General features: G+C 71.5%; 12 protein-coding genes. 9 read left to right on the forward strand and 3 right to left on the reverse strand.

Annotated features, from left to right (window positions below):
- Positions 1-45: 45 nt before the first annotated feature.
- Positions 46-849 carry an IclR family transcriptional regulator gene (locus ACFYRX_RS36760; protein WP_389109626.1) on the reverse strand — a complete coding sequence of 268 codons (804 nt, stop codon included), beginning with the start codon at positions 847-849 and terminating at the stop codon, positions 46-48.
- Between the two features lie 115 nt (positions 850-964).
- Between ACFYRX_RS36760 and ACFYRX_RS36765 the strand changes: the two genes are divergently transcribed.
- From ACFYRX_RS36765 to ACFYRX_RS36775, 3 genes are all read left to right on the forward strand, one after another.
- Positions 965-1,903, forward strand: a complete 939-nt coding sequence (locus tag ACFYRX_RS36765; RefSeq protein ID WP_389109629.1) for a 5-dehydro-4-deoxyglucarate dehydratase — start codon at positions 965-967, stop codon at positions 1,901-1,903.
- Complete coding sequence (locus ACFYRX_RS36770) at positions 1,900-3,189, forward strand: glucarate dehydratase family protein (RefSeq protein ID WP_389109631.1); 1,290 nt, start codon at positions 1,900-1,902, stop codon at positions 3,187-3,189. Before ACFYRX_RS36765 ends, ACFYRX_RS36770 begins: the two co-directional genes overlap by 4 nt.
- A gap of 131 nt (positions 3,190-3,320) precedes the next feature.
- Positions 3,321-4,478: a carbohydrate kinase family protein gene (locus ACFYRX_RS36775; RefSeq protein WP_389109634.1), complete on the forward strand. Its 1,158-nt coding sequence runs from the start codon at positions 3,321-3,323 to the stop codon at positions 4,476-4,478.
- A 587-nt stretch (positions 4,479-5,065) separates the two neighbouring features.
- Here ACFYRX_RS36775 and ACFYRX_RS36780 read toward each other — a convergent pair.
- On the reverse strand, positions 5,066-5,782 hold the full coding sequence (locus ACFYRX_RS36780) for an FAD binding domain-containing protein (RefSeq protein ID WP_389109636.1): 717 nt from the start codon (positions 5,780-5,782) through the stop codon (positions 5,066-5,068).
- Positions 5,783-6,026: 244 nt separating this feature from the next.
- On the opposite strand from ACFYRX_RS36780, the gene ACFYRX_RS36785 reads away from it, so the two are divergent.
- The 4 genes from ACFYRX_RS36785 to ACFYRX_RS36800 are packed head-to-tail and all read left to right on the forward strand — an operon-like array spanning position 6,027 to position 9,247.
- A complete protein-coding gene (locus ACFYRX_RS36785; protein ID WP_389109637.1) occupies positions 6,027-7,085 on the forward strand; it encodes a PhoH family protein in 1,059 nt (352 codons plus the stop codon).
- A gap of 13 nt (positions 7,086-7,098) precedes the next feature.
- A complete protein-coding gene (gene ybeY, locus ACFYRX_RS36790) occupies positions 7,099-7,596 on the forward strand; it encodes an rRNA maturation RNase YbeY (protein WP_328747411.1) in 498 nt (165 codons plus the stop codon).
- Positions 7,593-8,891, forward strand: a complete 1,299-nt coding sequence (locus ACFYRX_RS36795; protein WP_389109640.1) for a hemolysin family protein — start codon at positions 7,593-7,595, stop codon at positions 8,889-8,891. The genes ybeY and ACFYRX_RS36795 overlap by 4 nt, the downstream gene beginning before the upstream one ends.
- Complete coding sequence (locus tag ACFYRX_RS36800; RefSeq protein ID WP_389109642.1) at positions 8,888-9,247, forward strand: MmcQ/YjbR family DNA-binding protein; 360 nt, start codon at positions 8,888-8,890, stop codon at positions 9,245-9,247. Before ACFYRX_RS36795 ends, ACFYRX_RS36800 begins: the two co-directional genes overlap by 4 nt.
- Here ACFYRX_RS36800 and ACFYRX_RS36805 read toward each other — a convergent pair.
- Positions 9,209-10,642, reverse strand: coding sequence for an MFS transporter (locus tag ACFYRX_RS36805; protein ID WP_389109645.1), 1,434 nt, complete (start codon positions 10,640-10,642; stop codon positions 9,209-9,211). The two genes, ACFYRX_RS36800 and ACFYRX_RS36805, sit on opposite strands and share 39 nt — an antisense overlap.
- 160 nt (positions 10,643-10,802) lie before the next feature.
- Here ACFYRX_RS36805 and ACFYRX_RS36810 point away from each other — a divergent pair, with 160 nt between their 5' ends.
- Positions 10,803-11,618 carry a helix-turn-helix transcriptional regulator gene (locus tag ACFYRX_RS36810; protein WP_389109864.1) on the forward strand — a complete coding sequence of 272 codons (816 nt, stop codon included), beginning with the start codon at positions 10,803-10,805 and terminating at the stop codon, positions 11,616-11,618.
- Positions 11,619-11,646: 28 nt separating this feature from the next.
- Positions 11,647-12,000: a cytidine deaminase gene (locus ACFYRX_RS36815; protein ID WP_389109646.1), complete on the forward strand. Its 354-nt coding sequence runs from the start codon at positions 11,647-11,649 to the stop codon at positions 11,998-12,000.
- Positions 12,001-12,059 lie beyond the last annotated feature (59 nt).

Genomic DNA, 12,059 nt, shown 5'->3' on the forward strand with positions numbered 1-12,059 from the left:
TTGGGGCGGGTGATGCCGGGTAGCCGAGCGGCTTTTCCGGTGCGGCTAACGCCAGTTCGGTGCGCCCCCCGCGCCCCGCGCCGTCGCCTCGATCTTGCCCCTGATCTCCCGCATCACCGCGATGATCTGCTGTTCGTGTTCCGGCGTGAGGCGGGCGACCGGGACCGAGCAACTGATGGCGTCCTGGGCGGGGGTGTCGTAGCGCAGGGCGAAGCCGAAGCCGACGATCCCGAGGACACCCTCCTCGCGGTCGACCGCGTAGCCGCGTGCGCGGATCTCGGCGAGGTCGGCCAGCAGGGAGGCGCGGGCGGTGTGGGAGTTCGGGGTGAGGGCCTCGTACGGCTCCTCGGGCAGCCTTTCGTCGGGCGACTCGGCCAGCAGCGCCTTGCCCAGTGCGCCCGCGTGCGCGGGCAGGCGGCGGCCCACCCTGCTGATGGTCCGCAGGTACTCGTGCGACTCGCGGGTCGCCAGATACGCCACGTCCCGGCCGTCGAGCCGCCCCAGGTGGATCGTCTCGCCCAGCGCCTGGGACGCCTCGTCCAGATACGGCCGTACGGCCCGGACGTGCGGGTCGGAGTCCAGGTAGCTGGTGCCGGTGAGCAGGGCGTGGATGCCGATGCCGTAGAGCGAGCCGGTGCTGTCGGTGCGGACCCAGCCGCGTGAGATCAGGGTCTGGAGCAGTGCGTACATCGAACTGCGCGGCACCCCCAGCTCGGCCGCGAGTTCCTGCAGCCGGGCCGGCCGGTCGCCGCGCGCGGCGAGCACTTCGAGGAGTTCGACCGTGCGGGCCGCCGACTTCACCTCGCGCACGCCGGCGCTCTCCGGGCGTTCGCCCCCTGTCTCCGACATGCGCCGATGGTAATCGGCCCGCCAAACATCGCGCCGACCCATTGACGAGAGCGGTTCGTGTATCTAATCTCCATCTTCATACGTAGACAACATCTACATGGGGAGATGAGTGAGGGTGGCCCTCGACCCGGACACGGCCCGACGACTGCGGGACGGCATGGCACACGGCGTGCTGTCGTTCCCGCTCACGAGCTTCCACGACGACGGCACCCTCGACCCCGACGGCTTCCGTGCGCACGTCGCCGCCCAGATCGCCACCGGCCCCGGCGCCCTCTTCCCGGCCTGCGGCACCGGCGAGTTCTTCTCGCTCGACGAGGACGAGTACCGGCAGGTCGTCACCATCGCCGTCGAGGAGGCCGGCGGCCGGCTGCCCGTCGTCGCCGGGACCGGCTACGGCTGGGCCCAGGCCGTCCGCTTCGCCCGGATCGCCGAGGAGGCGGGCGCCGACGCGTTGCTGGTCCTGCCGCACTATCTCGTCGCCGCGCCGCAGGACGGGCTCGTCGCCCAACTGGAGCAGATCGCGGCCCGCACCTCCCTGCCGCTCATCGCCTACCAGCGCGGCCAAGTCGCCTTCGGCGTGGACGCCTTCCGGCGCGTCACCGCGATCCCCGGTGTCATCGGCCTCAAGGACGGGCACAGCGACCTCGACCGGCTCCAGCGCCTCACCCTCGCCGCCCCCGAGGACTTCCTCTTCTTCAACGGCGCCTCCACCGCCGAGATCCAGGCCCGCGCCTACGCCACCGTCGGCGTCCCCGCCTACTCCTCGGCCGTCCACGCCTTCGCCCCCGAGATCGCCAACGCCTTCTTCGCCGCCCTGCGCGACGGCGACGACGGCACGGTCGAGAAGCTGCTGCGCGACTTCTACGTCCCGCTCGTCGAACTCCGTGACCGGGTGCCCGGCTACGCCGTGTCCCTGGTGAAGGCGGCCGCACGGCTGCGAGGACGCCCGGTGGGACCCGTGCGAGCCCCCCTCACCGACCCGTCCCCCGCCGACCTCGCGGACCTCACGTCGCTGCTCGTCACCGGACTCGACCTCGTAGGAGCCCAGCTGTGAACCTGACGATCGCCGACGTCCGCCTGACACCGATCCTCGTCGCCGACCCTCCGCTGCTGAACACACAGGGCGTCCACCAGCCGTACACTCCCCGGCTGATCGTCGAGGTCGAGACCGCCGACGGGGTTACGGGGGTAGGGGAGACGTACGGCGACACCAAGTACCTGGAGCTGGCAAGGCCGTTCGCGGGGAAGCTGATCGGCCGTCAGGTCGGAGACCTGAACGGGCTGTTCACGGTCGCGGACCAGGTGGCCGTCGACTCCTCCCGGGTCTCCGGGCAGGTCGACGTCGGCGGCCTGCGAGGCGTCCAGACCGCCGACAAGCTGCGCCTGTCCGTCGTCTCCGGATTCGAGGTCGCCTGCCTCGACGCGCTCGGCAAGACGCTCGGCCTGCCCGTGCACGCGCTCCTCGGCGGCAAGGTGCGGGACTCCGTGGAATACAGCGCGTACCTGTTCTACAAGTGGGCCGCCCATCCTGAGGGCGTGACCTCCGAGAAGGACGACTGGGGGGCGGCCGTCGATCCCGCCGGGGTGGTCGAGCAGGCCCGCCTGTTCATCGAGCGGTACGGCTTCACCTCGTTCAAGCTCAAGGGCGGGGTCTTCCCGCCGGCCGAGGAGATCGCGGCCGTACGGGCACTGGCCGAGGCGTTCCCCGGGCACCCGCTGCGGCTCGACCCCAACGGGGCCTGGAGCGTGGCGACTTCACTGAAGGTGGCCCAGGAACTCGGAGACGTCCTGGAGTACCTGGAGGACCCCGCCCTCGGCACCGCCGCCATGGCCGAGGTGTCCGCCGGGACCGACGTGCCGCTGGCCACCAACATGTGCGTGACGACCTTCGCCGAGATCAAGGAGGCGTTCGCCCGGGACGCCGTCCAGGTCGTGCTCTCCGACCACCACTACTGGGGCGGTCTGCGCAACACACAGCAACTCGCCGCGATCTGCCGGACGTTCGGGGTCGGCGTGTCCATGCACTCCAACACGCATCTCGGGATCTCGCTGGCCGCGATGACGCATGTGGCGTCCACCGTGCCGAACCTCCACCACGCCTGCGACTCGCACTATCCGTGGCAGTCGGAGGATGTCCTCACCGAGCGGCTGACCTTCGAGGGCGGGGCCGTCACGGTCGCCGACGCGCCGGGCCTCGGTGTCGAGCTCGACCACGACAAGGTGCGGTTCCTGCACCAGCGGTGGCTCGACGACGACGGTTCGCTGCGGGAGCGCGACGACGCGGCGGCGATGCGGGTCGCCGAACCGGGGTGGGTCACACCGGCCGTGCCCCGCTGGTAGTGCCCCGCTGACAGGGCCCCGCTTCCGGAACGCCGCACAGGCTGTCCGGCGTGGCACGGACGTGACCGCCGACGCGTTGTCGGTGCTGTGGTGCAGACTGGCCTGACCGGCAACATGTCAGGGAGCGCACCGTGATCGCGTCCAACGCGTCCACCGGAAAGGGACCGTCGCACTTCGGAGAGACCGGGCCGTGTCAGGCCCGGGTCGATCCCCTGGCAGCCGTGCGCGAACCCGGCGATCCGCCCTGCGACGTCTACCTCACCGGGACCGTCTTCCTCGACATCGTCTTCACCGGGCTCGGCTCCGCCCCCGTGCGCGGCACCGAATCCTGGGCCCGCGGCATGGGCTCCAGCCCCGGTGGCGTGGCGAACATGGCGACCGCCCTCGCGCGCCTCGGGCTGCGCACCTCGCTGGCCGCGGCCTTCGGCGACGACCACTACGGCGAGTACTGCTGGGACGCCCTGGAGCAGGGCGAGGGCATCGACCTCTCGCCCTCGCGCAGCGTCCCCGGCTGGCACTCCCCGGTCACCGTGTCCATGGCGTACGAGGGCGAGCGCACGATGGTCTCCCACGGCCACGAGCCGCCCCCGGAGGCCGCGCTCATCCAGGAAGGCGCTCCGAACTGCCCGCCCCGCGCGCGTGCGGCGGTGGCCTCACTTGAGCCCGGCAGACGCGCACCCTGGATCGCCGGGGCCGCGAGCCACGGCACCCGGATCTTCGCCGACGTCGGCTGGGACGAGACCGGGGCGTGGGACCTGGCGGGCCTGGCCGACCTCGAACACTGCGAGGCCTTCCTGCCGAACGCGGAGGAGGCCATGCGGTACACCGGCGCCGGCTGCCCCCGGGAGGCCGCGCACGCGCTCACCGAACACGTGCCGCTCGCCGTGGTCACCCTCGGCGCGGAAGGCGCGTACGCGGTGGACCGGCGTACGGGTGAGACCGCCGAGGTCCCGGCGATCGAGGTCGAGGCGCTCGACCCGACCGGTGCCGGGGACGTCTTCGTGGCCGGCTTCGTCACCGGCACGCTGGCGGGCTGGCCGCTCGCGGACCGGCTGGCCTTCGCCGGCCTGACCGCCGCGCTCTCCGTCCAGGAGTTCGGCGGCTCCCTGTCCGCCCCGGGCTGGTCCGAGATCGGCGCCTGGTGGCGCAAGGTGCAGTCCCTCGACTCCCAGGACCCGGCGGCCCTGCGACGGTACGCGTTCCTCGCGGCCCTGGTCCCGGAGGAGGAGGCCCCGGGCTGGCCCCTGCGGCGCGCGGTACCGACGATCGGGTTCGGCAGGTCGGCCTGAGGGCGGGGGGCGGACCGGGGTCGCGCGGCCAGGCTCGTCTTACGGTTCGCTGAGGGCGGCCGGCCGAGGGCGTCGGTGGTCGGCCGGGCGTGTGGGGCGTGCCGCTTGGTCGGTCCGAGGGCGGGGACGGACCGGGGTCGCGCGGCCAGGGCCGTTTCACGGTTCGCTGAGGGCGGCCGGCCGGGGGCGTCGGCGGTCGGCCGGGCGTGTGGGGAGTGCCGCTTGGTCGGTCAGAGGGTGGGGGCGGGCCGGGGCCGTCTCGCCGGAGGCCGCCTGTCTCACGGCCTGAGGGCACCGGCGGTCGGGACGCCGTTCCGGCAGGGCGTGCGGGGCGGTCGGCCTGACGGCCCCGTGGGTCGCGTTGCCGTCGTCGGCGGGTAACAGGGCCCGGTGAGGTGACTGGCCCGAGGGCACCGACGGCGGGCCGGGCCGAGGGCGCTGCTTCGGGCGGATGCTGCGGTGTGTGCCGATTGGTCGGTCCGGGGACCAGTGGGTCGGAGCCGCAGCTCACCGCCCGGCCTGTCTCACAGCCCGTGGGGGTCGCCCGGCCGAGGGCACCGCCTCGGTCGGGCGTGCCGCTGTCGGCGTCAGCGCTCGGTCGCACGCTCCAGTACCGAGACCACCTGGTCCCGGACCACCTCGCGGGCCTCGGCGGGCAGCGCCCCGATCGCCATACCGCTCAAGGCGTCGAGCACGCTCTCCGGGCCCGCCTCGCAGGGCAGGCTCTCGCTCAGGAAGTCGTAGCCGTCGCGGACGGCGACGCGCAGGGCGGGACGGTCACCCGCGTCCACCGCGGTGGCGACGACCAGCGGAGGCGGGCCGCCCGGGGCTTCGGCCGCCTTGTGATAGCCGCTGGCCAGCGGTTCGCGCCAGTGCAGGCTCAGCAGCAGCGGCTTCTTGGCGAGCAGCTCGGCGAGGTCCGTCTCGAACGGCCCCTCCGCCGCCAGCACACGCGCCCGGGCGTCCAGGACGAGCGCCGCGGGGAGCAGACAGCGCAGGGTGCTGCCGACGATGTTCCCGCCCACCGTGGCGGTCCGGCGCACGGCCCCGGTGCCGATGCCGGACGCGGCCCGCCGCAGCACCTCCGGCACCCGCTCGTCGATCCGGTGCAGCAGGACCGCCGCCCCGACCGACCCGGCGTCAAGGACGTTCGCCTCCGGCACCTCGCGCAGTGACACGGACTGCTCGGGGAAGCCGTCCCGCTGCCAGGCGGCCCACACGAGCGTGGCACCGCCGACCGGTATCGCTCCCTCGGCCAGACACTCCTGCGCCTCGGGCAGGGAGGTGGGCAGACGTAACAGCACGGTCTTCCTGCTTTCTCCGTACGGACTCTCGTGGCCGACACCGCTTCGAACGCACGTGGCAGTGAGCGCATTCTTCCCCGGGGTGCGGGGGGAGCGTGCAGGGCTCATCGCCGCATTCAGGGCGCCCTCACTGTCGAAAACCCCTGCGGGGTTGTCAGTGCACCGTCGTACCCTTGACACCGCGAGGCCGCCTCCAGTTGTGCGGCCGTGACGAGGAGGAACCGCAGGCCTTCAGCGCCGGCCCATGACTCAGACACCTACAGGTCACAGCCCCGCGCAGGGGCAGGCGAGAGCACAGTTCACCGTCCCCGCCCAGCACCCCATGGTCGCGATCCTGGGGTCCGGCGACTCGCTGCTGCGCGTGATCGAGAAGGCCTTCCCGGCAGCCGACATCCATGTCCGGGGCAATGAGATCAGCGCGACAGGTGAGGCGGCGGACGTCGCCCTCGTCCAGCGCCTGTTCGACGAGATGATGCTGGTGCTCCGCACCGGACAGCCGATGACGGAGGACGCAGTGGAACGCTCGATCGCCATGCTGCGAGCGAGCGAGAACGGGACGAGCGACGGCCAGGAGACCCCGGCCGACGTGCTCACGCAGAACATCCTGTCCTCGCGCGGCCGCACCATCCGCCCCAAGACCCTCAACCAGAAGCGGTACGTCGACGCGATCGACAAGCACACGATCGTCTTCGGCATCGGCCCGGCCGGTACCGGCAAGACCTACCTCGCCATGGCCAAGGCGGTGCAGGCCCTGCAGTCCAAGCAGGTCAGCCGCATCATCCTGACCCGCCCCGCGGTCGAGGCGGGCGAGCGGCTGGGCTTCCTGCCCGGCACCCTCTACGAGAAGATCGACCCCTACCTGCGCCCGCTGTACGACGCCCTGCACGACATGCTCGACCCGGATTCGATCCCGAAGCTCATGGCGGCGGGGACGATCGAGGTCGCGCCGCTGGCGTACATGAGGGGAAGAACGCTGAATGACGCCTTCATCATCCTGGACGAGGCCCAGAACACGAGTCCCGAGCAGATGAAGATGTTCCTCACCCGGCTCGGCTTCGAGTCGAAGATCGTGATCACGGGTGACGTGACGCAGGTCGACCTGCCGGGCGGCACCCAGTCGGGTCTGCGTCAGGTGCAGGACATCCTGGAGGGCCTCGACGACGTCCACTTCTCCCGCCTGTCGTCCCAGGACGTCGTACGGCACAAGCTGGTCGGCCGTATCGTCGACGCGTACGAGAAGTACGACAGCGAGAACGGTACGGAGAACGGCACCCACAAGGGCGACCGGAACAAGCGGAAGTAGACAAGCCAGCACCATGTCGATCGACGTCAACAACGAGTCCGGAACCGAGGTCGACGAGCAGGCGATCCTCGACATCGCCCGCTACGCGCTCGCGCGGATGCGCATCCATCCGCTCTCCGAGCTCTCGGTGATCGTCGTGGACGACGACGCCATGGAGCAGCTGCACATCCAGTGGATGGACCTGCCGGGGCCCACCGACGTCATGTCGTTCCCGATGGACGAGCTCCGGCCGCCCAGCAAGGACGACGACGAGCCCCCGCAGGGCCTCCTCGGCGACATCGTGCTCTGTCCCGAGGTCGCCAAGCGGCAGGGCGAGGAGGCCGAGACGCAGCACTCCATGGACGAGGAGCTCCAACTGCTCACCGTCCACGGGGTGTTGCACCTGCTCGGTTACGACCACGAGGAGCCGGACGAGAAGGCCGAGATGTTCGGCCTGCAGGCGGCCATCGTGGACGGGTGGCGGCAGGAGAAGGGCTTCACCGGCCCCTCTCCGGCGCCGACCGTCTCATGAGTCCGTCCCTCGTCTCCGGCGCGATCGCCCTGGTCGTCGTCGCGTGGCTCGCCGCCTGCGCGGAGGCGGGCCTCGCTCGCGTCTCCAGCTTCCGCGCCGAGGAAGCCGTACGCAACGGCCGTCGGGGCAGCGCCAAACTCGCGCAGGTCGCCGCCGACCCGACCCGCTACCTCAACCTGGCGCTGCTGCTGCGCGTGGCCTGCGAGATGGCCGCGGCGGCGCTGGTCACCTACGCCTGCCTCCAGGAGTTCCCGGGCACCACCCGCGCCCTGCTGGTCGCGATCGGCGTCATGGTGCTCGTGTCGTACGTCGCCGTCGGGGTGTCGCCGCGCACCATCGGGCGTCAGCACCCGCTCAACACGGCGACTGCGGCGGCGTACGTCCTCGTCCCGCTGGCCCGGGTCATGGGCCCGATCCCGTCGTTGCTGATTCTCATCGGCAACGCGCTGACGCCCGGCAAGGGCTTCCGCCGGGGCCCCTTCGCCTCCGAGGCGGAGCTGCGGGCGCTGGTCGACCTCGCCGAGAAAGAATCCCTGATCGAGGACGACGAGCGCCGGATGGTGCACTCGGTCTTCGAGCTGGGGGACACGCTGGTGCGGGAGGTCATGGTCCCGCGGACCGATCTCGTCGTCATCGAGCGCTACAAGACGATCCGTCAGGCGCTGACCCTCGCACTCAGGTCGGGTTTCTCGCGTATCCCGGTGAGCGGCGAGAGCGAGGACGACATCGTCGGGATCGTCTATCTGAAGGACCTGGTGCGCAAGACGCACATCAGCCGGGACGCCGAGTCCGAGCTGGTCTCCACGACGATGCGTCCGGCGGCGTTCGTGCCCGACACGAAGAACGCCGGTGACCTGCTCCGTGAGATGCAGCAGGACCGCAATCACGTGGCCGTCGTCATCGACGAGTACGGCGGCACGGCCGGCATCGTCACCATCGAGGACATCCTCGAGGAGATCGTCGGCGAGATCACCGACGAGTACGACCGCGAGCTGCCGCCGGTGGAGGAGCTCGGTGACGACCGCCACCGGGTCACCGCCCGCCTCGACATCACCGACCTGGGCGAGCTGTACGGGCTCGACGAGTACGACGACGAGGACGTGGAGACCGTCGGCGGCCTGCTCGCGAAGGCCCTGGGCCGGGTGCCGATCGCCGGGGCGTCGAGCGTGGTCGAACTCCCCGACGGGCGCGGGCTCCGGCTGACCGCGGAGGCCGCGGCCGGGCGCCGGAACAAGATCGTGACGGTGCTGGTGGAGCCGGTGGGCTCCGCGCAGAAGGAGACGGAGGAAGAGTGACCCCCCAGGAGCTGCGCGCCCTGTGTCTGTCGTTCAACGCGGCGGTGGAGGACTTCCCGTTCAGCCCGGAGATCTCGGTCTTCAAGGTGCTGGGCAAGATGTTCGCCCTGAGTTGGATCGACGCGCGGCCTCTGAAGGTCAACCTCAAGTGCGATCCGGAGGACGCGATCCGGCTGCGCGAGGAGCATCAGGGCCTGGTCATTCCCGGCTATCACATGAACAAGCGCCACTGGAACACCGTCACGGTCGACGGCGAGCTCCCGGACCGCCTGGTCCGGGAGCTGGTGGAGGACTCGTACGACCTGGTGGTGGCCGGTCTACCGCGCGCCGAGCGGCTGCGCCTCGACCGCTCCTGAGCGCACCCGCAGTCCGACCGCGACCAGTGCCGCCGCCGCGAGCACGATCACCGCGTCCAGGGCGAGGACCGTGTGGACGCCGGACAGCAGGTCGTGCGAGGTGGTGGCGAGGACGCCCAGCAGGGGGATGCCGACGGTGAGGCCGATCTGCTGGGTCGAGGTGACCAGGCCGGTGGCCAGGCCCTGTTCCTCGTCGGGGACGCCGGAGGTGACCGTGACGCCGTACGAGATGATCGCGCCCAGGTGGCACATGCTGGCCAGGGAGACGGCGGCCGTGGCGAGCCAGACGGACCAGCCCTGGGTGTTCAGGCCGAGCAGGGCGGCGACCAGGACGCCCTGGCCTACGAGTGAGCCGACCAGCGTGCGGTGGGCGCCGAAGCGGCCGATGACCCTGGAGGCGTAGCTGCCCGCGACCGCCGACAGCACGCCCTGGACGCCGAAGACCAGGCCGGTCTCGAACGCGGAGAGGTGCAGCACTTCCTGGAGGTAGAGGGTCAGTGCGAAGACGACCGTCGACATCATCGAGAAGGTGACCAGGCCGCCGATGTTGCCCCACGCCACCGTGCGGCGGCGCAGCATGGGCAGGGAGACCAGCGGAGTCGCGGTCCGGGACTCGATCGTGACGAACGCGGCGAGGAGCAGCAGGCCGGTGACCAGGGTCGTGATCACGTCGGCGCGGGCGAAGCCGTGGTCGGCGGCCGTGGACAGGGCGTAGATCAGGGAGAGCAGTCCGCCGGTGACGGTGATCGCGCCGGGCACGTCCAGGCGGGGGCGGTCCGGAGTGCGGGACTCGGGCAGCAGCGCGGGGGCCAGCGGCAGCACGATCAGGGCGAACAGGGCGAGCAGGCCCATCGTGGAGCGCCAGCCGAAGGTGTCGGTGAGGGTGCCGCCGGCCACCATGCCGACGGTGAATCCGAGCGAGAGCAGGGTGCCGGAGATGCCCAGGGCGCGGTCGCGGGCGGGGCCCTCCGGGAAGGTCGTGGTCAGCAGGGACATGCCGGTCGGCACGATCGCCGCCGCGCCGAGCCCCTGCAGGGCGCGTCCGGTGAGGAACGACGCCGGGTCCCAGGCGAAGGTCGCGAGCAGTGAGGCCGCGCCGAACAGGGCGAGTCCGGTGAGGAACAGCCTGCGACGGCCGTACAGGTCTCCGATACGGCCGAACAGGAGCAGGAATCCGCCGGACGGCAGCGCGAACGCCGTGACCGCCCACTGCAGGGCGGACCGGCTCATGCCGAGGTCGGCGCCGAGGACGGGCAGGGCGACGTTCAGGACGGAGAAGTCCAGCGCGACCATGAACTGGGCGGCGCACAGGACGAAGAGGACGAGTTTGTCGCGCGTCGACAGCCGGGGGGTGTCGAGCGATTCGGTGGTGGGGCTTGTGGTGTCGATCGCCATGGGCAAGAGCCTGCGGCCGCCGGAATAGCCGTGGGGAGCGGGAAGTTGTCCTGGTGGTGGCACCACCAGCCGGGCGTGAGCACAGGGGGAGTACGTGGCGGACGTGATCGAGACGGGTGCGGGCAAGACGCATCGGCTCCGTGAGCTGCGCGAGTTCCTGATGAGCCGGCGGGCCCGGGTCTCGCCCACCGAGGCCGGGCTGCCGGACGGCGGGGCGCGGCGGCGGACGCCCGGGCTGCGGCGCGAGGAGGTCGCCGTGCTCGCGGGGGTGGGCGCCTCCTGGTACCAGTGGCTGGAGCAGGGGCGGGACATCTCCGTCTCCCCGCAGGTCCTCGACTCCGTCGGGCGGGTGCTGCGGCTCAGCAACGCCGAGCGGCGGCACCTGTACGTCCTCGCCGGGCTGAACCCGCCCGCGCCCGAACCGGCCGCCGACCACGGCTGTGAGGGGCTGCGGCGGCTGATCGACGCGTGGCTGCCGTATCCGGCGCACATCATGGACCCGTACTACAACTGTGTGATGTACAACGATGCCGCGGGCTGGGTGCTCGGCATGCGGCCGGAGAACACACAGAACTGCATCATCGACTTCTTCACGGATCCGCTGTACCGGTCGCGTTCGCACAGCTGGGAAGAGAATGCGCGCACCGTCGTCGCGCAGTTCCGGGCCGCCTCCTCCGCGCGCCCGCACGACGAGGGGTTCCAGGAGCTGCTGGCCCGGCTGATGGAGGCCAGTGACCATTTCACGGAGCTGTGGGAGCGGCGGGACATCGAGGACGCCGGGGTGATCCGCAAGGAGCTCGACCATCCGCTGGTCGGGCTGCTGTGCGTGGAGTCCACGGCGATGCGGGTGCCGGCGCGGCCCGATCTGACGGTGGTCCTGCACACTCCGCTGGACGAGGCGAACACCGCGGCCAAGCTGGAGTGGCTGGCCTCGCCGGAGGGGCGGCGCGGGTCGATGTACCCCGTGGCGGGGTGACCGTGGCCGCGCTTCGTATGCTCCTGTCATGACCGACAACAGCGCGCTCGACCCCGAGGACCGCAAGATCGTCACCCTGGCCCGTTCGGCCCGGGCCCGCAACGGTGTGCCCGAGGGGGCGGCCGTACGGGACGAGACCGGCCGGACGTATGTGGCGGGGACCGTCGCGCTGGCCTCTTTGCGGCTGAGCGCACTGCAAACCGCGGTGGCCATGGCGGTGGCGTCCGGGGCGAAGTCCCTGGAGGCGGCAGCGGTCGTCACGGAGGCCGACGCGGTCGCCGCGGCCGACCTCGCCGCTGTCGGGGATCTCGGCGGGCCGGACACCCCGGTACTCGTGGCGGGGACCGACGGCACCGTGCGGACTACCGTCACCGCTGGCTGATACCACCGGTAACACTTGGCCGGAAATCCCGCTTGCCGTGGGTCGCCCCAGGCGCATCA

Origin of the sequence: Streptomyces sp. NPDC005374, assembly GCF_042872225.1 — a bacterium.
Lineage (GTDB): Bacteria > Actinomycetota > Actinomycetes > Streptomycetales > Streptomycetaceae > Streptomyces.

Excerpts from the sequence above, each read along its gene's own strand:
- ACFYRX_RS36760 (WP_389109626.1), bottom strand. The coding sequence starts at position 849 with ATGTCGGAGACAGGGGGCGAACGCCCGGAGAGCGCCGGCGTGCGCGAG.
- ACFYRX_RS36785 (WP_389109637.1), top strand. The coding sequence starts at position 6,027 with ATGACTCAGACACCTACAGGTCACAGCCCCGCGCAGGGGCAGGCGAGA.
- ybeY (WP_328747411.1), top strand. The coding sequence starts at position 7,099 with ATGTCGATCGACGTCAACAACGAGTCCGGAACCGAGGTCGACGAGCAG.
- ACFYRX_RS36795 (WP_389109640.1), top strand. The coding sequence starts at position 7,593 with ATGAGTCCGTCCCTCGTCTCCGGCGCGATCGCCCTGGTCGTCGTCGCG.
- ACFYRX_RS36805 (WP_389109645.1), bottom strand. The coding sequence starts at position 10,642 with ATGGCGATCGACACCACAAGCCCCACCACCGAATCGCTCGACACCCCC.
- ACFYRX_RS36810 (WP_389109864.1), top strand. The coding sequence starts at position 10,803 with ATGAGCCGGCGGGCCCGGGTCTCGCCCACCGAGGCCGGGCTGCCGGAC.
- ACFYRX_RS36815 (WP_389109646.1), top strand. The coding sequence starts at position 11,647 with ATGACCGACAACAGCGCGCTCGACCCCGAGGACCGCAAGATCGTCACC.